At 54.2% G+C, this 22,214-nt stretch carries 16 protein-coding genes, 1 tRNA gene, 2 other RNA genes and 1 pseudogene; 10 read left to right on the top strand and 10 right to left on the bottom strand.

Translation table 11 applies throughout. The features are described 5' to 3' along the window. The first annotated feature begins 7 nt into the window (after positions 1–7). Positions 8–2,077 carry a glycine--tRNA ligase subunit beta gene (glyS, locus tag FE839_RS04495; protein ID WP_138359556.1) on the top strand — a complete coding sequence of 690 codons (2,070 nt, stop codon included), beginning with the start codon at positions 8–10 and terminating at the stop codon, positions 2,075–2,077. Between the two features lie 311 nt (positions 2,078–2,388). On the opposite strand, the gene cspE is transcribed toward glyS, so the two are convergent. The 3 genes from cspE to FE839_RS04480 form a co-directional block, all read right to left on the bottom strand. Beyond that, positions 2,389–2,601 (bottom strand): transcription antiterminator/RNA stability regulator CspE, encoded by a 213-nt coding sequence (cspE, locus tag FE839_RS04490; RefSeq protein WP_000014594.1) that lies wholly within the window; start codon positions 2,599–2,601, stop codon positions 2,389–2,391. 264 nt (positions 2,602–2,865) lie between these two features. Beyond that, positions 2,866–3,159, bottom strand: coding sequence for an HTH-type transcriptional regulator (locus FE839_RS04485; protein ID WP_138359554.1), 294 nt, complete (start codon positions 3,157–3,159; stop codon positions 2,866–2,868). 377 nt (positions 3,160–3,536) lie between these two features. After that, a complete protein-coding gene (locus tag FE839_RS04480) occupies positions 3,537–4,895 on the bottom strand; it encodes an MFS transporter (protein ID WP_138359552.1) in 1,359 nt (452 codons plus the stop codon). 442 nt (positions 4,896–5,337) lie between these two features. On the opposite strand from FE839_RS04480, the gene FE839_RS04475 reads away from it, so the two are divergent. Further along, positions 5,338–6,048 carry a DUF3053 domain-containing protein gene (locus FE839_RS04475; RefSeq protein WP_138359550.1) on the top strand — a complete coding sequence of 237 codons (711 nt, stop codon included), beginning with the start codon at positions 5,338–5,340 and terminating at the stop codon, positions 6,046–6,048. A gap of 51 nt (positions 6,049–6,099) precedes the next feature. Here the strand turns inward: FE839_RS04475 and ghrB are convergent, their stop codons facing one another. From ghrB to FE839_RS04450, 5 genes are all read right to left on the bottom strand, one after another. Next, the gene (gene ghrB, locus FE839_RS04470; protein ID WP_138359548.1) at positions 6,100–7,071 is read right to left on the bottom strand and encodes a glyoxylate/hydroxypyruvate reductase GhrB; all 972 of its coding nucleotides are present in this window, start codon (positions 7,069–7,071) and stop codon (positions 6,100–6,102) included. A 24-nt stretch (positions 7,072–7,095) separates the two neighbouring features. Next, positions 7,096–8,376 carry an MFS transporter gene (locus FE839_RS04465; RefSeq protein WP_138359546.1) on the bottom strand — a complete coding sequence of 427 codons (1,281 nt, stop codon included), beginning with the start codon at positions 8,374–8,376 and terminating at the stop codon, positions 7,096–7,098. A gap of 102 nt (positions 8,377–8,478) precedes the next feature. Beyond that, a complete protein-coding gene (locus FE839_RS04460) occupies positions 8,479–9,417 on the bottom strand; it encodes a sugar kinase (RefSeq protein WP_138359544.1) in 939 nt (312 codons plus the stop codon). Positions 9,418–9,420: 3 nt separating this feature from the next. Beyond that, positions 9,421–10,170 carry a sugar phosphate isomerase/epimerase family protein gene (locus FE839_RS04455; protein WP_138359542.1) on the bottom strand — a complete coding sequence of 250 codons (750 nt, stop codon included), beginning with the start codon at positions 10,168–10,170 and terminating at the stop codon, positions 9,421–9,423. A gap of 109 nt (positions 10,171–10,279) precedes the next feature. Beyond that, on the bottom strand, positions 10,280–11,296 hold the full coding sequence (locus FE839_RS04450; protein WP_138359540.1) for a LacI family DNA-binding transcriptional regulator: 1,017 nt from the start codon (positions 11,294–11,296) through the stop codon (positions 10,280–10,282). A gap of 375 nt (positions 11,297–11,671) precedes the next feature. Between FE839_RS04450 and FE839_RS04445 the strand changes: the two genes are divergently transcribed. After that, entirely contained in the window at positions 11,672–14,002 is a 2,331-nt protein-coding gene (locus tag FE839_RS04445; RefSeq protein ID WP_138359538.1) for a molybdopterin guanine dinucleotide-containing S/N-oxide reductase, read from the top strand. Here FE839_RS04445 and FE839_RS04440 read toward each other — a convergent pair. Beyond that, complete coding sequence (locus FE839_RS04440; RefSeq protein ID WP_138359536.1) at positions 13,965–14,411, bottom strand: N-acetyltransferase; 447 nt, start codon at positions 14,409–14,411, stop codon at positions 13,965–13,967. The two genes, FE839_RS04445 and FE839_RS04440, sit on opposite strands and share 38 nt — an antisense overlap. After that, positions 14,389–14,970 (bottom strand): DNA-3-methyladenine glycosylase I, encoded by a 582-nt coding sequence (gene tag, locus FE839_RS04435; protein WP_138359534.1) that lies wholly within the window; start codon positions 14,968–14,970, stop codon positions 14,389–14,391. The genes FE839_RS04440 and tag overlap by 23 nt, the downstream gene beginning before the upstream one ends. A 155-nt stretch (positions 14,971–15,125) precedes the next feature. Between tag and FE839_RS25075 the strand changes: the two are divergent. The 7 genes and pseudogenes from FE839_RS25075 to dppA form a co-directional block, all read left to right on the top strand. Further along, positions 15,126–15,294: pseudogene (locus FE839_RS25075) on the top strand (autotransporter outer membrane beta-barrel domain-containing protein); the annotation flags it as partial. A gap of 372 nt (positions 15,295–15,666) precedes the next feature. Beyond that, on the top strand, positions 15,667–16,869 hold the full coding sequence (locus FE839_RS04425) for an L-lactate MFS transporter (protein WP_138359532.1): 1,203 nt from the start codon (positions 15,667–15,669) through the stop codon (positions 16,867–16,869). A gap of 392 nt (positions 16,870–17,261) precedes the next feature. Beyond that, a complete protein-coding gene (gene eptB / locus FE839_RS04420) occupies positions 17,262–18,950 on the top strand; it encodes a kdo(2)-lipid A phosphoethanolamine 7''-transferase (RefSeq protein ID WP_138359530.1) in 1,689 nt (562 codons plus the stop codon). Positions 18,951–19,039: 89 nt separating this feature from the next. Then, positions 19,040–19,116 (top strand) — tRNA-Pro (locus FE839_RS04415). Between the two features lie 33 nt (positions 19,117–19,149). Further along, a non-coding RNA gene (locus FE839_RS04410) (RtT sRNA) lies at positions 19,150–19,283 on the top strand. Between the two features lie 33 nt (positions 19,284–19,316). Next, a non-coding RNA gene (locus FE839_RS04405) (RtT sRNA) lies at positions 19,317–19,450 on the top strand. Between the two features lie 1,005 nt (positions 19,451–20,455). After that, positions 20,456–22,063, top strand: coding sequence for a dipeptide ABC transporter periplasmic-binding protein DppA (gene dppA, locus FE839_RS04395; RefSeq protein WP_138359526.1), 1,608 nt, complete (start codon positions 20,456–20,458; stop codon positions 22,061–22,063). The last annotated feature ends 151 nt before the right edge of the window (positions 22,064–22,214 follow it).

Raw genomic sequence — 22,214 nt, 5'->3', positions numbered from 1 at the left:
GGCGGCCATGTCTGAGAAAACTTTTCTGGTGGAAATCGGCACTGAAGAGCTGCCACCAAAAGCCCTGCGCAGCCTGGCGGAGTCCTTTGCTGCGAACGTTACTGCGGAGCTGGATAACGCTGGCCTCGCACACGGCAACGTAGAGTGGTTCGCCGCACCGCGCCGTCTGGCGCTGAAAGTGGCGAATCTTGCTGCTTCTCAACCCGATCGCGAAGTTGAAAAACGCGGCCCGGCGATTGCCCAGGCGTTTGACGCGGAAGGCAAACCGAGTAAAGCGGCGGAAGGCTGGGCGCGTGGTTGCGGCATCACCGTGGATCAGGCTGAACGTCTGACCACAGACAAAGGCGAATGGCTGCTGTATCGCGCGCATGTGAAAGGCGAAAGCACCGAAGCGCTGCTACCGAACATGATTGCCACCTCTCTGGCGAAGCTGCCGATTCCGAAACTGATGCGCTGGGGCGCGTCTGACGTTCACTTTGTGCGTCCGGTACACACAGTCACGCTGCTGCTGGGCGACAAGCTCATTCCGGCAACGATTCTGGGTATCCCGTCCGATCGCGTCATTCGCGGCCATCGCTTTATGGGCGAGCCGGAAATCACCCTCGACTCTGCCGATCAGTACCCTGAAATCCTGCGTGAGCGCGGCAAAGTGATTGCGGATTACGCCGAGCGTAAAGCGAAAATCAAAGCCGATGCAGAAGAAGCGGCGCGTCAGATTGGCGGTAACGCTGACCTGAGCGAGAGCCTGCTGGAAGAGGTCACGTCGCTGGTGGAATGGCCGGTGGTGCTGACGGCGACATTCGAAGAGAAATTCCTCGCGGTGCCGTCTGAAGCGCTGGTTTACACCATGAAGGGCGACCAGAAATACTTCCCGGTTTACGCCGCAGACGGCAAACTGTTGCCGAACTTTATCTTCGTGGCGAACATCGAATCCAAAGATCCGCAGCAAATCATCTCCGGTAATGAGAAGGTGGTACGTCCGCGTCTGGCAGATGCCGAGTTCTTCTTCAATACCGACCGTAAAAAACGTCTGGAAGATAACCTGCCGCGTCTGCAAACCGTGCTGTTCCAGCAACAGCTGGGTACGCTGCGCGACAAGACCGACCGTATTCAGGCGCTGGCGGGCTGGATTGCCGCACAAATTGGCGCGGATGTTAACCACGCTACCCGTGCGGGCCTGCTGTCGAAATGTGACCTGATGACCAACATGGTGTTTGAGTTCACCGACACGCAGGGCGTGATGGGCATGCACTACGCGCGCCATGACGGCGAAGCGGAAGATGTGGCTGTCGCGCTGAACGAGCAGTATCAGCCGCGCTTTGCTGGTGACGACCTGCCGTCTAACCCGGTTGCCTGCGCGCTGGCGATTGCCGACAAGATGGACACGCTGGCGGGTATCTTTGGTATCGGTCAGCATCCGAAAGGCGATAAAGACCCGTTCGCGCTGCGTCGTGCCGCGCTGGGCGTGCTGCGTATCATCGTTGAGAAGAACCTGAATCTGGATCTGCAAACGCTGACCGAAGAAGCCGCGCGTCTGTATGGCGACAAGCTGACCAACGAGAATGTGGTGGATGACGTTATCGACTTTATGCTCGGTCGTTTCCGCGCCTGGTATCAGGATGAAGGTTACACCGTGGACACCATTCAGGCGGTTCTGGCGCGTCGTCCGACCCGTCCGGCGGATTTCGATGCCCGTATGAAGGCCGTGTCGCACTTCCGCACGCTGGAAGAAGCCTCCGCGCTGGCGGCGGCGAACAAACGTGTCTCCAACATTCTGGCGAAGTCCGACGAAGTGCTGAACGATATCGTCCACGCTTCCGTACTGAAAGAAGCCGCGGAGATCAAACTGGCGGGGAATCTGGTGGTACTGCGCGACAAACTGCAGCCGTACTTCGCGGAAGGCCGTTACCAGGATGCGCTGATCGAACTGGCTTCCTTGCGCGAGCCGGTAGATGAGTTTTTCGAAAACGTGATGGTTAACGCTGAAGACCAGAACGTGCGTATCAACCGTCTGACGTTGCTGTCTAAACTGCGCGATCTGTTCCTGCAGGTAGCGGATATTTCCCTGCTGCAGTAAGTTCGTCGCAATAAAATAAAACCTGCCATCTGGCAGGTTTTGAGGCTGATGACAAACCTGATTTAGATATTGTGCTCGCATTTCTGCCGGGTGGCGGCTATCGCTTTACCTGGCATGTAAAACCAATAATATCATCATGTTATGGGTTTTTCGTAGGCCCGCGCAAGCGAAGCGCCGCCGGGCAATTCCGGAAAAACGCACTTTGTCAGCAATCTGACCTGCCATCTGGCAGGTTTTTTTATGGGGAAAAAGGCAAAAAAAATCCCCGCCGACTGGCAGGGATCTTCAATTCTGAGCTTATAAAGCCAAGATTACAGGCTGGTTACGTTACCAGCTGCCGGGCCTTTAGCGCCGCTTTCGATGGTGAAGGAAACTTTCTGACCTTCATCCAGGGATTTGTAGCCATCGTTCTGGATAGCGGAGAAGTGTACGAACACGTCTTTAGAGCCATCGTCAGGAGTGATGAAGCCGAAACCTTTATCAGCGTTGAACCATTTTACGATACCAGTCATTTTACCGGACATAGTGAATTACCTTTAAGAAAAATAAATGAGCCTTTCGGCGTTATGGTCTGGACTACAGATTTGAAGCGATAAAGGGAAAGTTCACTACCGGGGTATCTATCAACGGATAACCTTTGAAGGACTGCTCTATTCGAATGCTCTGTGGTCTTTACATCAAACCGGGGAGCATTAACGCATTTTCAGGCGGTGATAGCAAACTTTTTTTTCGGCGATATAAAAACGGTCCTTTCCAGGACCGCTAACCGTAACAAACTTTACCTGAGATCATGAGTCAATAAGTTGTCTTGAAAGCTGAGGATTTGCCTGTATCAGGCGCATTAGTTTGAGTTCAGTGATCGAGGGTTTTACGCGTCTTGATTCCCACTCTTTTACCATCGCGACGCTGACGCCCATGGCATTGGCGAAATCATCTATTTTCAAGCCGGTGCCTTTGCGTAGTTGTTCAAATTCATTGAATACAGCGGGCTTATGCGTCAGGGAAACGGTCTGAGCCTGATCGTTAAAAATAATTTGTTCCAGGCTGCTTAGTAGTTCGAACGCAGGATCTTTATATTCCATTGAGAACTCCTCTCTATCATACGGCGGAGGGTGAATTTTGTAGAGCCTCTTAAGAATAGTCGGAAAAAAAACGCAAAGAATGCTTATCCTGGTCATTATGTATCCGCCGATTTTTTTACGGGCTGTCTGAGTGAGGTAAGGCGATGATTAGTATCTAAATGAGCCAGGTTAGAAAATTATTGTAAATAAACTGGTCATACTTCAAGTTGCAGGTGTGTTGGCTTTTGCGTGACGCGTCTCATCCATCAAACTCGGCCTACGGGCCGTCGCTTCGCGACGTTCAAAACGGTTAACCGTTTTGTCCTGCAACTCGAATTATTTAGCGTATAGGTAAGAAGAAAAGGATAAAGGCCAGCGTTGTCTCGCTGGCCTGCCGATTATGCTTTTTGCAGCTTATCAACTTCACGCGGTAACGTCTGCGGCTTTTGTTGACCCAGTTTGTATTTCACCAGCAGCGCAATGGCGGACAAGAAGGCCGGGATCGCCAGCAGAGAGAAAATGGTTTCGAAGGAGAGCTGGGCCTGCATCAAGAAAGCGCCGCTGAACGCGCCAAGAATCCCGCCGAAGCGTCCAATCCCCAACATCCAGGCAACACCGGTCGCGCGCCCCTGTGTGGGATAAAATCCGGCGGCCAGCGCAGGCATGGATGATTGCGCGCCGTTCATAATGCTGCCGGCGATAAAGACCATCACCCCCATCAGCAGCAGGCTGTGGGTTGAGAAACCAACCAGGCAAACGAATATTCCGGTTAACAGCCAGCCCACGGCAACCACTTTGTTCGGATTGATCTTATCCATCAACGCGCCGAGGATAAGCACGCCAATACCGCCTCCCAGCGGGAACAGCGCGGTAATAATCGAGGCCTGGCTCATGGTTGCGCCGGTTTCGCGAATCAGCAGCGGGAGCCAACTGGTGAGTAAATAAAAGATCAGCAGACCCATAAAGTAGGTCAGGCACAGCATTATGGTACCGATGGCATAGCGCGGTGAGAAAATAACCCCGATGGCCGATTTCTCTTTTACCTGTCCTGCTTCCCGTAACTCAAATTCGGCTTGCTCAGGAACGGGCGCGATACGGCGCAAAACGGCGGCGATACGCCGGGCAGGCTGTTGTTTAACGACCATATATCGTGCTGATTCCGGCAGGAGAAAGAGCAGCGCAACCGCCAGCAGCAGCGGCATCACGCCGCCAAGCACCAGTACGCTCTGCCAGCCGTAGTGGGGGATCATCCAGGCGGAGAGGAAACCTCCCATCGACGAGCCCATCGGAAAACCGACAAACATCAGGTTGACCATCAGGGCACGGCGTCGTTCAGGCGCGTATTCACTCATCAGCGTCGCGGCGTTTGGCATCGCGGCCCCCAGCCCTAAACCGGTAAGAAAACGCAGCAGCGTCAGCTGATTGAGGCTGGTGGCAAAGGCGGTCAGCAGGCTGAAGCCGCCGAAAACCATGATCGACATAATCAACACTTTCTTACGTCCGATGCGGTCGGCGAGAGGGCCAGCGGTCAGCGCACCGACGGCAAGTCCCACCAGGGCGGCGCTCATTACCGGGCCCAACGCCGACTTTTCAACCCCCCATTCCTGCACAAGGTCAGAGGCAATAAAGCCGATTATCGCGGTATCGAACCCGTCCATCGCGACGGTGATAAAACATAAGGCCAGAATCATCCACTGGTATTTCGTGAAGGGATGTTCATTGATAAAAGCCTGAATATCGATGGTTGTCTTCTTCATACGGCATTCCTGGCAGGCTGAGCGGGGGACAGAGATAGATTATTGTTATCACCCTCGCGGTCATTGATATTGTCTGTGCGATTATCGAACGAAGTGTCGTTAATCGCCTCATTTAATAAAATCATCGAACTCTGTTTCAGGCAATGCAGGTCAGCCGGTAAGCGTGCGATTATCGTCCGTTTTCGCGAACCGTCAGAAGGGAAGGGTTAGTAAATCAAATAAAATCAGTGAATTAAATAATTCTGTCGAGCATTAAGCGCTAGCCGTAATTGTGATGTACTTAACAGACGATAGTCGTGGGGGCGCAAAGGCCGAATACCTGCTTTTTAAGGGGGAAGATTGTCAGGAAAAGGTATCCTGTAAGGCTGACCTGGACTATCCTTGTCAGCGGCTGGCACGTGTGTGCCTGTTTGCGCTTTTTTTGGCTGAAAGGAGTAAAAAAATGGCGACAGGAAAGTCCTGCTCTCGCTGGTTTGCGGCTATTGCAGCCCTGTTAATGGTGGTTAGCCTGAGTGGGTGTTTCGATAAAGAAGGCGATCAGCGCAAAGCGTTCATCGACTTCCTGCAAAATACGGCAATGCGTAGCGGCGAACGTCTGCCGACGCTGACCGCCGATCAGAAAAAACAGTTCGGACCTTTCGTTTCCGATTACGCGGTGATTTACGGTTATTCACAGCAGGTGAGTCAGGCGATGGATGCGGGGTTGCGTCCGGTGGTGGATAGCGTGAATGCGATTCGCGTGCCGCAGGATTATGTGACTCAACGCGAACCGCTGCGTCAGGCAAACGGCGCGCTGGGCGTTCTGAGCCAGCAACTGGAAAACGCAAAAATGCAGGCCGATGCCGCTCACGGCGCGCTGAAACAGAGCGACGATCTGAAGCCGGTCTTCGACCAGGTTTATAATAAAGTCGTGACGACGCCAGCGAATGCGCTGCAGCCGCTGATCCCGGTGGCGCAGGTCTTCACCCGGCAACTGGTGCAGGTCGGTGATTTTATTGCCCAACAGGGGACGCAGGTCAGCTTCGTCGCCAACGGCATTCAGTTCCCGACTTCACAGCAGGCCAGCCAGTATAATACGCTGGTCGGGCCCTTGCCCGCGCAGCACCAGGCTTTTAATCAGGCGTGGACCGCGGCGGTGAACGCGACGCGCTAAGTGGTCAGATCTCCCGGGTAAGGCGTCTGCTTTATCCGGGATTGCTGTTTCTCACTTCACGTGCGGATTAACGCAGTTCTTCTCGACTTTGCCGTTCAGGGCATCAATCAGATTATCCACCGCGCAGGCCGCCATATTGTAACGAGTCTCGTGGGTTGCGGAGCCTATATGCGGCAACGCAACGACGTTTGGCAGACTTAGCAGCGGAGAATCTTTCGCCAGCGGTTCTTGTTCGAACACGTCCAGTCCGGCAGCATAAATTTTCCCTTCCTGTAGGGCGGCAATCAGCGATTTCTCGTCAACCACGGCGCCACGACCGGCGTTAATAAAGATGGCGGAGGACTTCATCCTGGCGAACTGCGCTTTGCCAAACAGGTGATACGTCTCGTCAGTCAGCGGCAGGATCAGGCAGACAAAATCGGCTTCCTGCAACAACGTATCGAGATCGCAATAGCGGGCATTAAACCGCTCTTCCGCCTGCGGGTGCTGGCGACGAGCGTTGTAGAGAATCGGCATGCCGAAACCCGCATGCGCGCGCTGGGCGAGCGCCATCCCGATACGCCCCATGCCGACGATGCCCAGGGTTTTATGATGCACATCGTTACCAAACCAGTCCGGGCCAATGCTTTTCGTCCACTCCCCGGCTTTTACGCGGTCGGCGACTTCAACCACCCGACGCGCGGTACTTAAAATCAGCGCCATCACGGTATCGGCCACGGTTTCGGTCAACACCGTCGGGGTGTGCATCAGTAATATTTTACGTGCATTCAGGGCATCAACGTCGAAGTTGTCATAGCCGACGGAGATGGTTGAGGTTGCACGAAGCTTCGGCATGTTCTCCAGTAACGCGGTATCGACTTTTTCGCTGGCGCCCAGCAGACCCACCGCTTCAGCAAAGGCGGCGGCATGTTGTGAAACGGTCTCCGGATTCAGGTTTTTCACCTGAGTCACGGTAAAGTGTTGTTCCAGACGCTGTTGCAGGTCGTCGGGAAGCGTTTTGTAGAGAATAACTGACGGCTTCATGCGGATCTCCATTATGTGAAGGTTTCAGGCGTGACGTGCGCCAAGCGGAATTTTTTGATTATTAGCAGGCTTAACAATCAGAGTAAGCCATACCGAAGCGAAAAGCGCCACTCCCATAAAAATGTACGATGCGGACGGGCTACCGGTAGTGCCATTCAGATAGCCCACAAACCAGGAACCGAAGAAAGACCCCAGGGCGCCCATGCTGTTGATCAGCGCCATCGCACCCCCGGCAACGTTACGCGGCAGCATTTCAGGGATGATGGCGAAGAAAGGCCCGTATGGGGCGTACATCGCCGCACCGGCAATCACCAGTAACGAATAGGAAACCCAGAAATGGTGGGCGCCGACGGCCCAGGAGCCGATAAACGCCAGCCCGCCAATCAGCAGTAGCGGCCAGACAAACAGCTTGCGATTCTGCATCTTATCGGAGGCCCATGACACCACGATCATGGCGATGGTCGCCGCCAGATAAGGAACCGAAGAGAGCCAGCCGACCTCAACCATCCCCATATTCTCGCCGCCGCTGCGGATAATCGACGGTAGCCACAGGACGAAACCGTAAACCCCGATGCTCCAGGCAAAATACTGCATACACAGCAGCACAACGTTACGCGAGCGGAAAGCTTCACCGTAGTTGCGTATCGGTTTGATGCCCTGTTGTTCACGTTCCAGTTGTTCCTGCAGCGCGGCTTTTTCGCTTTCCGCCAGCCAGTTGACCTGGGACGGTTTATCCTTCACCAGTACCCACCAGCAGCATGCCCAGATAATCGCCGGTACACCTTCAAAGATGAACATTTCCCGCCAGCCGAAAGACTGAATCAGGTAACCGGACACAACCGACATCCACAGCACCGTTACCGGATTGCCGAGGATCAGGAACGTATTGGCGCGAGAACGTTCGGATTTGGTAAACCAGTTGCTGATATAAATCAGCATCGCGGGCATTACCGCCGCCTCTACGACGCCAAGAATAAAGCGGATTGCCGCCAGCGCCGGGATATTGTGCACCATCCCGGTCAGCGAGGCGCAGGCGCCCCACAGAATCAGGCAGATAAAAATCAGTTTGCGTACGCTGCGGCGTTCGGCATAAATCGCGCCGGGGATCTGAAAAAAGAAGTAGCCGAGGAAAAATAGCGCCCCCAGCAGGGAAGAGATACCTTTGGTGATGCCCAAATCTTCAGTAATACCGGCTGCTGAAGCGAAACTGAAGTTAGCGCGGTCGAGGTATGCCAGGCTATAGGTGATAAACACGATAGGCATGATATACCACCAGCGTTTTGTTGCATTTGTCGAGCTATTCATAGGATTGCCTCTGTGAGTGAGGTGACATTTATCATTAGAAAAGATCGGTTACGCCGCGCTGCATGTAGGGTACAGGACGGCCGTACATTGCGTGGGCGTTGCTTACTCGCCCAGCGCCTCGCGCGTGGGCAACCCTTCGCTATCGCCCTGGACCTGAATGGCCAATGAACCGATTTTGTTGCCGCGCAGTACCGCCTGCTGCAGCGACTTGCCTTCCAGCAGGGCGCTAATCACGCCGACGGCAAAACCATCGCCTGCGCCGACGGTATCCACGACGTTATCGACTTTTATCGCCGCTACCGCCCCCTGGTCGCCGTCAGCGGTTTTATACCAGGCGCCATCGGAACCGGTCTTGATCACCACCGTGCGTACGCCGCGGGTTAGGTAGAAATCGGCGATGGCTTCGGGCGTCTGCTGACCGGTCAGAACCATCCCTTCTTTCAAACCAGGCAGCACCCAGTCGGCCTGAAAAGCGAGGCGGTTGAGTTGCCCGACCATTTCGGCGGTACTTTTCCATAGCGTCGGACGCAGATTCGGGTCGAATGAGAGGGTTTTCCCCTGGCCTTTCATGGCACGAGCAGCATGCTCCAGCAGCGCGTACGAGCTGTCTGACAGCGCAGCGGCGACGCCGCTTAAGTGCAGATGACGGGCGCTGGCGAAGTACGCTTCGTTAAAGTCGTCCGGCGACAGATGGCTGGCGGCGGAGCCTTTACGGAAATATTCCACAATGGGATCGGTTCCATTATCGACTTTAGATTTCAACTGAAAGCCGGTAGCGTAGCGGCGATCCAGGCTAACCCCGTCAGCGTCGATTCCCTCTTTCGCCAGCGTGTTGAGGATGAAGCGGCCAAAGCTATCCTCGCCGACGCGGCTTACCCAGCCGACGCGAAAACCCAGACGGGCAAGGCCGGTGGCGACGTTCAGTTCGGCCCCCGCAACGCGTTTCATAAAGTGCTCAGCGTCAGCCAGTTCGCCGGTTTCGCTGGCGACAAACATCGCCATAGCTTCGCCTATCGTGATGACATCCAACGTTTTTTGCATAACTTAATCCTTGCGTAACAGGTTGACATAGCGGCGGGTCACGGCCGTCAGGTCCTGCCCGGTCAGCGGAAATTCAATCCCGCGGGGGGCATCGGCGGGCAGGTTGTCGAGCAGTGTCAGCCAGCGGTCGGCGGCTTCGTCCGGCGGCACGGCACGAAAGTGCGAATGATGCGGCTCAGCCGCTTTGACGTGGATATAGCTGACGGCGGGCGCCAGATGGCGGGCGGCTTCTTCCGGCGAGTCGCCGACCCACAACCAGTTGCCCATATCAAAGGTCAGGGTGATGGGCAGCTGATTAACCCGGCAGGCGGCTTTGAAGCGTTGCATTGGCGCTAACTGGCCGCAATCAGTCTGATCGTTCTCAACCACCAGCGTCATCCCGCTTTCGCGCAGAATATCCCGCAGCGCTTCCAGTTCCTTGTGGTGGTTAAAGTTGCCCAGCGAGAGTTTCAGCCACAGCGCATTAAGGGTTTGCGCTTCCAGCAGGAGAGAGGGAAGTTGCGGATTGAGCGCGCCATCGCGGGCAAACAGGGCTTCCGGGGCTGAGTAGCAAGCCAGCAGACCACGGCGCTCAATGTCTGCGGCCAGCGACGGCAGGTGGTTCAGTTCATCGGCGCTGAACAGTTCGCGGCGAATTTCCACGCCGTCCGCCCCGGCAGCGGCGATAAACGGCAGCACGGCGGACTGCCCGCCGAGCGCTTTAACATGGTCATTACCGTAAGCGGCGGTAACGACAATAATTTTCCTGGCCATTCCATAAACTCCCGGCGGTTATCTGATGCGTTATTTATTACGCTAGATGGTACCGGTTCCAAAGAAAAGGTCAGTATGTCTAATTTATGATCGCCATCACGAAGGATCGTTAGCGGGAGGTGGAGCCCCTGACGATGAGTTCACCGGAAAACACCCGTTCACAGACCGGGTCGTTACTGCCGTTAATCCGCCGCACGACCTGCTCGATAGCGGCGAAACCAATCTGCCAGGTGGGTTGCTTAAGTGTCGTAATCCCCACGCCCGCCAGCTCGGCCCACTCCAGCTCATCGAAACCCAGCAGCCCGATATCGCTGCCCCAAATCAGGCCAACGCGCTTCAGGGCGCGCGCGACCTGCAGGGTCAGCGCCCCATTAGCGGAAATCACCGCTTTACGCATCCCACGATGGTGGGAGTGGAAATGACGCAGGACGTCATCCAGCATCGCGCTATCGTTCAGCGGTACTTCGGCGTTTTCCGCGACAATATCGGCATGGTGGCGGAGCGTCTGATGAAAGGCGTTCAGGCGCTCGCGGCGGGTATTGACCGAGCCGAGCGGCTCGCTGAGGAACAACAATGCTTCAAAGCCTTTTTCCACCAGATGTTCGGTGGCGGTGGTCGCGGCCTGGGTGTTATCGAGACCGACGACATCGCAGGCGAATTCAGGAATTTTGCGGTCGATAAGCACCATCGGCAGCGCCGACTGCTGCAGGCGGTTAAGCCCGTCTTCGCGCATTCCCACCGCGTTGACCACAATCCCTTCCACCTGATAGCTGCGCAGGAGGTCGAGATAGTGAAGCTCCTGGTCCACTTCGTTGTTGGTATTACACACCAGCAGCGTGAAGCCTTTATCACGGCAGGCGGCCTCGATGCCGCTGAGCACATTGACGGAGTAGGGGTTGGTGATATCGGCGATAATCAGGCCAATCAGCCGGGTACGGCCATGCTTCAGGCCGCGGGCCATCAGGCTGGGGCGATAATCAAGCTCGGCGATGGCTTTTTCAATCCGCCCCAGCAGATCGTCGGAAAGCAGATGTTTTTCGCCGTTCAGATAGCGTGAAATGCTGGTTTTGCCGGTTTTTGCGGCTTTCGCCACATCGCTAATGGTTGCTCGCGCCGCTTTCGCCATGGTGGCTTCCTTTGCTGAAATCTGCACACACCTTAGCGCGAAAATCCGCTATATCAAGCATTTTGCCTGGTTCTGTTCAGTGGCCTGTACCGTTCACGGTTAATATGAAAGGTGCTTGTCATCTCCGCTGTGAGTGAATGGCCAGGAGGACGTTTCGCCCATTCCCCTGGCGTCCGGCATTGTGCTGAAACCCGCCATTATGCGTTCGCTTCTTTCCTTAATTATTTTTATTCTTTGCCACAGCAACCACGACAGTTGATTATGTTGTCCGAAGACGGAGAAAATTCCGCAGAGCGCATCTCAATTTGTAAATACTATTGAACGGCTTAATAACAGGCCGTCACCACACCTGCTATCGCTGACCAGGAGCCTGCTTTGTCAATTTCATCTGCCACCAAAACCATCCTGACCGCCGCCCACTGGGGGCCAATGCTGGTCGAAACGGATGGTGAAAACGTCATCTCATCCCGTGGCGCGATTGATACGCCTTTCACTAACTCCCTGCAAACCGCAGTGCGCGATCAGGTACACAGTAAAACGCGCGTACGCTATCCGATGGTACGTAAGGGATTTCTTGCCTCGCCGGATAGCCCGCAGGGCGTGCGCGGCCAGGATGCGTTCGTGCGGGTGAGCTGGGCGCAGGCAATGGACCTGATTAATGTTCAGCATCGGCGTATTCGTGACAGTTATGGCCCGTCGTCGATCTTCGCGGGGTCCTACGGTTGGCGTTCCAACGGCGTATTGCATAAAGCGGCGACGCTGCTCCAGCGCTATATGAGCCTGGCGGGCGGATATACCGGGCATCTGGGCGATTATTCCACCGGCGCGGCGCAGGCGATTATGCCGTATGTGGTGGGTGGCAATGAGGTCTACCAGCAGCAGACCAGCTGGCCGTTGGTGCTGGAACATAGCGATGTAGTGGTGTTGTGGAGCGCGAATCCGCTAAACACGCTGAAAATCGCCTGGAATGCGTCCGATGAGCAGGGGATCCCGTGGTTTGATCGTCTGCGTCAGAGCGGAAAGCGCGTGATCTGCATCGATCCGATGCGATCGGAAACCATGGCATTCTTTGGCGATGCGGCAGAGTGGATCGCTCCGCATATGGGCACTGACGTGGCCTTAATGCTCGGCATCGCCCATACGCTGGTGGAAAACGGCTGGCAGGACGATGAATTCCTGGCTCGCTGTACCAGTGGCTACGGGATTTTTGCCCGCTATCTCAAAGGAGAAAGCGACGGCACGCCAAAAACCGCAGAATGGGCTGCGGAAATCTGCGGGGTAAATGCGGATAAAATCCGCGAACTGGCACAACTATTCCACGAAAATACGACAATGTTGATGTCCGGTTGGGGTATGCAGCGCCAGCAGTTCGGCGAGCAGAAACACTGGATGCTGGTGACCCTTGCCGCGATGCTAGGTCAGATAGGCACTAAGGGCGGGGGTTTTGGCCTTTCCTACCATTTTGCTAACGGCGGCAACCCGACGCGCCGTGCGGCGGTGCTGGCTTCCATGCAGGGCTGCGTGGCGGGAGGCACCGATGCGGTAGAAAAAATTCCGGTAGCACGCATCGTTGAAGCGCTGGAAAACCCCGGCGCGGCTTATCAGCATAACGGTATGGAACGGCATTTCCCCGATATCCGCTTTATCTGGTGGGCGGGCGGTGCCAACTTTACCCATCATCAGGACACCAACCGGCTGATCCGCGCCTGGCAGAAGCCGGAGCTTATCGTTATTTCCGAATGCTTCTGGACTGCGGCGGCGCGCCATGCCGACATCGTGTTGCCCGCGACCACCTCGTTTGAACGCAATGATATGACCATGACCGGCGATTACAGCAACCAGCATCTGGTACCGATGAAGCGCGTGGTGGCACCGCGCGATGAAGCGCGCGATGATTTTGATGTTTTTGCTGACCTCAGCGAACGCTGGGAAACGGGTGGTCGGGAGCGCTTTACGGAAGGTAAAAACGATCTGCAGTGGCTGGAGACGTTCTACCAGATTGCCACCCAGCGGGGGGCCGCTCAGCAGGTGACGCTGCCGCCATTCGCGCAGTTCTGGCAGGCGAATAAGCTGATTGAAATGCCGGAAAACCCGGAAAACGCGCGTTTCGTCCGCTTCGCTGCCTTTCGCGACGATCCACAGGCGAACCCGTTGAAAACCGCCAGCGGTAAAATTGAAATTCATTCGCCGACCATCGCCAGCTTTGCTTATCCGGACTGTCCGCCGCATCCGATGTGGCTGGAGCCGGATGAGTGGCATGGCAATGCGCAGGAGGGGCAACTGCAACTGCTTTCAGCGCATCCGGCTCATCGTCTTCATAGTCAGCTTAACCCTACGTCGCTGCGCGCGCAGTACGCAGTGGCGGATCGCGAACCGTTAATCATCCATTCGCAGGATGCGAGCGCGCGTAATATCGCCGATGGCGATCTGGTGCGGGTGTGGAATTCACGCGGTCAGGTGCTGGCTGGTGCAGTGGTGACCGACGGTATCCGTCCCGGGGTTATCTGTCTGCATGAAGGCGCGTGGCCCGATCTCGATGCTCAGTCAGGTATCTGTAAAAACGGCGCGGTGAACGTGCTGACCAAAGATATCCCGACATCGCGGCTCGGTAATGGTTGCGCCGGAAATACGGCGTTAGCGTGGCTGGAGAAATATACCGGGCCTGAGCTTACGCTGACGGCGTTTGATCCGCCGACCAGTGCATAATCCAGGTTGGATGCTGGGTTTCATCCTGCCATGCGCAGTCTTCAATGCGAAAGCCCTGCGCATGGTAGAAATTTACCGCCCGGACGTTTTTCTGGTACACCTCCAGGCTGAGCCAGGCGTAGTGCTTTTTGACTTCGTTGATGAGCGCGCTGCCGATCCCCTGCCTGATGGCATCCGGCGCGACGAACAGCGCGCCGATAAAGCGTGACTCCATCACGCTGATAAAGCCCTTCAGTTCGCCGTTCTGTTCCCATACCCAGGTACAGGCGGTGGGCAGATAAACATCGCGAACCACAGCGATGCTGTCATGCCAGTAGCGCTCATCAATAAATGGATGTGCGTGAATTGTACTTTTCAGCCAAAGCGCGAGCAGCGAGTCGCCTTCGTTACTGTCCCGGTAGCGGATCATCCTGACCTCCGGGGTGACAGAAGCAGCCGGTAACATGGTCGTTGACCAGGCCGCAGGCCTGCATAAAGGAGTAGCAGATAGTTGAGCCGACGAACTTAAATCCGCGTTTTTTCAGCGCTTTTGACAGCGCATCAGAAGCCGGGGTCGTTGCCGGAATTTCGGCAAGCGTGGCGGCGGCCGTGATCTGCGGATGATTGTCGACGAAGGACCAGACAAAATCAGCGAAAGGCTCGCCGTTTTCCTCCATGGCCAGAAAGGCCCGTGCGTTGCCGATGATGGCCTGAATTTTACCGCGGTGGCGAATAATCCCGCTATCCAGAACCAGACGTTCAATGTCCTCTTCGCCCATGGACGCGACGCGAACCGGATCAAAGTGGTGAAAAGCACGGCGGTAATTTTCACGTTTTTTCAGCACGGTGATCCACGATAATCCGGCCTGCTGGCCCTCAAGGCAAATCATTTCAAACAGTTTACGAGAGTCCTTTTCAGCAACGCCCCACTCGCTATCGTGGTACTCAATATATAAAGGATCCTGGCTGACCCATCCGCAACGTTGCATGTGCCTCTCCCTTTTTTAAAACCTATCTGTTCATTTCCTCTGCAGGATACAGATAAATCGTTATATCGGGGGGATTATTCCCAAAACAGGGCTCGTCCACCCCCCCTCGAAAACAGCGCAATCTTGCTGTCCGGACTCTTTTGGACGCCGCTATAGTGATAATAAAGAAATGTGATGATCTTCGGGGAGCCTGAGCCCGGCGACGTATCCATTCAGGTGTCGGGCGTAATCAGTGCCAATGCCTGACAACAGGAATATATCGCTATCGACAGAAAAAGTAATACTCCGGAACACGATACATGGGATAGCGATCACCAACCGCGCGAGTAAGCTACCCGTGTGCAGCAGATAAATGCGTCTGGCAATAAAGGCATCGCCTTCTGACTTGCCTTCACTGCCAGCGTAAGCATGGTGAAAAGCCGTTAACCGTATAGCGCGGCTACGCGCATTATGGAGGCTATCTGTAGCATATCTGATATGTTTATTTTACTTTGTGATCACAGTGATGACACATATTATGATGATAGTGAGCACTAACTTTTTTGGAAGGTAAAGAAGGCATGGATGTTTTTCAATGCCATTCATTCCGCCTTTAGTGCATTTCATTCCCCGGAGGCGGCAGTTCATGCCTTTTTCCCCCTGGCTTATAGGGGATTTCGTTATTGTGGCCGCAGTTAATTATTCAGGACAACTGCTATGAACGCTGCAAACCGTCAATACACCCGCTGGCTCACGCTGATAGGCACTATCATTACCCAATTCGCGTTGGGATCGGTTTATACATGGAGTTTGTTCAATAGTTCGCTTTCCGCCAGGTTAAATGAACCGGTCAGTCAGGTAGCTTTTTCATTTGGTCTGTTAAGCCTCGGTCTGGCGCTTTCCTCATCCGTTGCCGGTAAATTGCAGGAGCGTTTCGGCGTCAGACGCGTCACTATGGCGTCCGGTATTCTGCTGGGGCTCGGGTTCTTCCTCACCGCCCATGCCAGTAGCCTGTTGATGCTGTGGCTGAGTGCGGGCGTGCTGGTGGGGCTTGCCGACGGTGCCGGTTATCTGCTGACGCTGTCGAACTGCGTAAAATGGTTCCCGGAACGTAAGGGGTTGATTTCGGCTTTTTCCATCGGCGCGTATGGCCTTGGCAGCCTTGGTTTTAAATTTATAGATTCCCATCTGCTGGCGACGGTCGGCCTGGAGAAAACCTTTATTATCTGGGGCGCTATCGTGCTGGTGATGATTGTGTTTGGCGCAACGCTGATGAAAGATGCGCCGAATCATACCGTGACGGCAAGCAATGGGGTGGTTGAAAACGACTTTACCCTCGCTGAATCAATGCGTAAACCGCAGTACTGGATGCTGGCGGTCATGTTCCTGACTGCCTGTATGAGCGGCCTGTACGTTATTGGCGTCGCGAAAGATATTGCCCAGGGGATGGTGCACCTTGATGTGGCGACGGCGGCAAACGCGGTTACGGTGATTTCCATCGCGAACCTTAGCGGCCGTCTGGTGCTGGGTATCCTGTCCGATAAAATGTCGCGTATCCGGGTCATTACTATCGGCCAGGTTGTGTCGCTTATCGGTATGGCGGCGCTGCTGTTCGCGCCGCTGAATGCAGCCACCTTCTTCGCAGCGATTGCCTGTGTCGCGTTTAACTTCGGCGGAACGATTACCGTCTTCCCGTCGCTGGTCAGCGAATTCTTTGGTCTTAATAATCTGGCGAAAAACTACGGCGTGATTTATCTCGGCTTTGGTATCGGCAGCATTTGCGGCTCGCTGATTGCCTCACTGTTTGGCGGTTTCTACGTGACCTTCTGCGTTATCTTTGCGCTGCTGATTCTTTCTCTGGCGCTGTCGACCACCATTCGTCAGCCGAAAAGTGAAATTTACCATCAGGCCCATGCCTGAACCGCATCTCCCCTGGCGGGAGCGTGAATTCATTACCTAATCTAACCGAGTCTATCCAACCAAATGTTTTGTAAATGTTTGGTTGGATCACATTCCTCCCTGATACTTTTCCCTTCCGCTGTGGTCTACTTAGCGCGCTTTGTCGACGTTTCTTATCACAGACGATACACAACATCATTCAAGTTTCATCGATGCGGCAACCTAGGCGTCTCCGGGTGTGCTCTGGCAGGTGAGCGCCTGTCAGGACGAGGCCGGGTATTGGTCGGGTTATTGCTGGCAGCCAACAAAGAGGCCGCTTGAAGTAAGATGGGTACAAACGCGCTTTATTAACCTGCTGACTTATCTCGGTTAAGTCAGCAGGTTTTATTTCTTCATTTTTCAGGTTTGCTTGCATGAAATACATTAAAACGATGACGCAGCAGAAGCTGAGTTTCTGGCTCGCGCTGTACATCGGCTGGTTTATGAATGCCGCCGTATTTTTTCGTCGCTTCGGGGGATATGTTCAGGAATTTACCTTCTGGAAAGGCATCTCAGGTGCAGTTGAACTGATCGCGACTGTGCTGGTTACCTTTTTTCTGCTGCGTATTTTGTCGCTATTCGGACGCCGGGTATGGCGCATCCTCGCGACGATCGTGGTTATATTCTCTGCGGCTGCCAGCTATTACATGACCTTCCTCAATGTTGTTATTGGCTACGGCATTATTGCGTCCGTGATGACCACGGATGTCGACTTGTCCAAAGAGGTGATTGGCTGGCATCTGATTCTCTGGCTGGTGCTGATGAGCGCGCTGCCTCTGCTGCTTATCTGGAACAACCGCTGCCGCTATACGCTATTGCGGCAAATCCGCACTCCGGGCCAGCGGGCGAAAAATGTCGCTATTGTGATACTGGCCGGCCTGATGGTCTGGGGGCCTATTCGCCTGCTGGATGTCCGGCAAAAAAATGTAGAGCGTAGTTCAGAAGTGGATTTGCCAAGTTATGGCGGAGTGGTGGCTAACTCCTATTTGCCGTCTAACTGGCTTTCCGCGCTGGGGCTATATGCATGGGCACAGGTTGATGAATCTTCTGATAATCAATCCCTGATTAACCCGGCGAAGAAATTCACCTACATCGCGCCTGAGGGGCTTGATGACACTTACATGGTGTTTATCATTGGCGAAACGACCCGCTGGGATCATATGGGTATTCTGGGCTATAGCCGGGACACCACGCCTGCGCTGGCGCAGGAGAAAAACCTGGTCGCCTTCCGCGGATACTCCTGCGATACCGCGACAAAGCTGTCGCTGCGCTGCATGTTTGTGCGCCAGGGCGGAGCGGAGGATAACCCACAGCGGACGCTGAAAGAACAGAACGTTTTCGCCGTTCTGCATCAGCTCGGTTTTACCGGCGATCTGTACGCCATGCAGAGTGAGATGTGGTTCTACAGCAATACGATGGCTAACAATATTGCTTATCGAGAGCAGATTGGCGCCGAGCCGCGCAACCGCGGCAAGAGCGTTGACGATATGCTGCTGGTGGACGAACTGCAGCGTGGTCTGGTGAATAACTCAGGGGGTAAACACCTGATTATTCTGCATACCAAGGGGTCACACTTTAACTATACCCAACGCTATCCGCGTAGTTTTGCCCGATGGCAGCCGGAGTGCGTCGGCCTCGATAACACCTGTTCAAAAGAAGAACTGATCAACTCGTACGATAACAGCGTGACCTATGTGGATCACTTTATCGTTAGCGTACTGGACCAGTTGCGGGATAAGAAAGCGATTGTCTTCTATGCGGCTGACCACGGTGAATCAATTAACGAGCGCGAGCATCTGCACGGTACGCCGCGTAAAATGGCGCCGCCTGAGCAGTTTCGCGTCCCGATGCTGGTGTGGATGTCGGATAAGTATCTGCAATCGCCTGATCATGCAGCCTCTTTTGCGCGTCTGAAGCAGCAGGCGGCGATGAAGGTGCCGCGTCGTCATGTGGAACTGTATGACACCATTATGGGTTGTCTTGGCTATACTTCGCCGGATGGTGGGATTAATCAATATAACAACTGGTGCCACGTTCCCGGCGTGGACGAGAAGACGCAGTAGCCGAGTGGCGAGTTTCTCGCCGCTTGAGTGACTTTTTCATAATAAGGCATTGACGGTTGTGTATCTCAGCAGTAAGATGCGCCCGCATTCGGTGATTGGCGCAGCCTGGTAGCGCACTTCGTTCGGGACGAAGGGGTCGGAGGTTCGAATCCTCTATCACCGACCAGATTCGAAAAGCCTGCTCAACGAGCAGGCTTTTTTGCATCTGTAGTCAACGAGGATGAGAACCTCCGGGGGCAGGAGGTTCGACCCGAGCGAAGCGAGAGAACGTTGCGCCAGCAACGGCCCGCAGGGCGAGCCACGCAGTGGCGAGTTATCCTCTATCACCGACCAGATTCGAAAAGCCTGCTCAACGAGCAGGCTTTTTTGCATCTGTAGTCAACGAGGATGAGAACCTCCGGGGGCAGGAGGTTCGACCCGAGCGAAGCGAGAGAACGTTGCGTCAGCAACGGCCCGCAGGGCGAGCCACGCAGTGGCGAGTTATCCTCTATCACCGACCAGATTCGAAAAGCCTGCTCAACGAGCAGGCTTTTCAGATTGCTGACAAAGTGCGTTTTTCCGGAATTGCCCGGCGGCGCTTCGCTTGCGCGGGCCTACGAAAAACCCATAACATGATGATATTATTGGTTTTACATGCCAGGTAAGGCGATAGCCGCCACCCGGCAGAAATGCGAGCACAATATCTAAATCAGGTTTGTCATCAGCCTCAAAAGCCTGCTCAACGAGCAGGCTTTTTTGCGTCCGTCGCCGTGCAAATCCGGAAAACGGTGCCCGGGGAGTCAATTCCTGGGTCGTGGCGTAAATGCTTCACTCCGTCTGGAGCCTCTCCCGAGCAGGCATATCGCGCTACTTCCAGAGGATGCCAGGCAGAGAAAGGGAGCAAATGTCTCAAAACCCCATCGACGACGGCTTTTTGCCATTTGCTCACGATTTTGTGACATCTTCCATTGTATTTTTTTATATATATACCGATCTTTTTTCGCGAAGCTTATGGATAACTTCAGCATTTTCCGCTGTGCGTTTTAACGTTCACGCTATTTATCGCTCACATATTGGTCACATCGCAAGAAATTTTTACCATTTTCCATAATTGCTTATCACTGCCTGTAGAAAAATATAAAGGTATTTATTCTGGGTTTATGCTGATAGCACAAATTTCTCTGCTGGGAATGACGCTATGAACTTTTTTTAATCTTTGTCTGCTGATTCTCACCCCGGATATAAAACCATGTTGGATGTATTGACGTTTCCCCATTCTGTTGACAGATTGTAGGGCATGAGGGGCATTTCATGGAGAATCCGTACTGCAACTCAGTCGTTTTTGTGAAAGGAATCCCCATCTCTCTCAACGCCTTCGGGCACCACCGACTGGACCGGGTATATTCTCATCGTTCTCGTTGCGGGACGGCGCCAGATTTGACGCTCCGCAGTCAGAAATATGACGAATAAAAATAAATAAAGGTCTGGCGGATATATGCAAACAACATCACATTTGGAGCAGAATAATGAGTATTTCCTTGAAAAAATCAGGGATGCTGAAGCTTGGTCTCAGCCTGGTGGCCATGACCGTTGCCGCAAGCGTACAAGCGAAAACCCTGGTTTATTGTTCTGAAGGTTCGCCGGAAGGCTTTAACCCACAGCTATTTACCTCAGGTACCACCTATGATGCCAGTTCAGTGCCGATTTATAATCGACTGGTCGAGTTTAAAACCGGTACGACGGAAGTTATTCCTGGCCTGGCGGAGAAGTGGGACGTTAGCGCAGATGGCAAAACCTATACTTTCCATTTGCGTAAAGGTGTGAAGTGGCAGAGCAGTAAGGATTTTAAACCGACCCGCACGATGAACGCCGACGACATTGTCTTCTCATTCGACAGACAAAAAAACCCAAAAAATCCATATCATCAGGTGTCTGGCGGCAGCTATGAATACTTCGAAGGGATGGGCTTACCGGACCTGATTAGCGAAGTGAAGAAAGTGGACGATTATACCGTCCAGTTCGTACTGACCCGCCCGGAGTCACCGTTCCTCGCTGACCTCGCCATGGACTTCGCCTCGATTCTGTCGAAAGAGTACGCCGATAACATGCTGAAAGCCGGTACGCCGGAAAAAGTGGACCTGAACCCCATCGGGACTGGCCCATTCCAGCTGGTGCAGTACCAGAAAGACTCCCGTATTCTCTACAAAGCTTTCCCTGGCTACTGGGGTACTAAGCCGAAGATTGACCGTCTGGTCTTCTCAATTACCCCTGATGCTTCCGTGCGCTACGCTAAGCTGCAAAAAAATGAATGCCAGATCATGCCGTATCCGAACCCGGCAGATATTGCGCGCATGAAAGAAGACAAAAACATCACCTTGATGGAACAGCCTGGCCTGAACGTAGGCTATCTCTCTTTCAATACTGAGAAGAAACCGCTGGATGATGTGAGGGTTCGTCAGGCGCTGACCTATGCCGTCAATAAAGAAGCGATTATCAAAGCCGTTTACCAGGGCGCGGGTCAGGCTGCGAAGAACCTGATCCCGCCGACCATGTGGGGCTATAACAACGATGTTAAAGACTACACCTACGATCCAGAGAAAGCGAAAGCGCTGCTGAAAGAAGCGGGCCTGGAAAAAGGCTTCAGTATTGACCTGTGGGCGATGCCGGTGCAGCGTCCGTACAACCCGAACGCACGCCGTATGGCTGAGATGATTCAGGCTGACTGGGCAAAAGTTGGCGTCAAAGCTAAGATCGTCACCTACGAGTGGGGCGAATACCTGAAACGCGCGAAAGCGGGCGAGCATCAGACCGTGATGATGGGCTGGACCGGTGACAATGGGGACCCGGATAACTTCTTCGCGACCCTGTTCAGCTGCGCTGCGGCAAAAGACGGTTCTAACTACTCCCGCTGGTGCTACAAGCCGTTTGAAGACCTGATTCAACCGGCCCGCGCTACCGACGACCACAACAAACGCGTTGAGCTGTACAAACAGGCTCAGGTGGTGATGCATGACCAGGCCCCGGCATTGATCATTGCTCACTCCACCGTGTATGAGCCTGTACGTAAAGAGGTCAAAGGCTATGTGGTTGATCCACTGGGTAAACACCACTTCGATAACGTCTCTATTGAATAATTAAAAGTCAGGGGTGCTTTGACACCCCATGCCTGCGGCGCCGCGCTTACCCGGTCCTACCGTAACAGGCCGGACTGGCGCGGCGCCATCTGGCGTAATGCTTTACCCCGCAGTGGTGTATGCGTGGGATAAAATCTGTGAGCAATACAGA

This window comes from Klebsiella indica (genome assembly GCF_005860775.1).
In the GTDB taxonomy this organism is placed as follows: Bacteria; Pseudomonadota; Gammaproteobacteria; order Enterobacterales; family Enterobacteriaceae; genus Klebsiella; species Klebsiella indica.
Note: the sequence above shows the minus strand (reverse complement) of the source record. Positions and strands in the feature narration are given on the sequence as shown.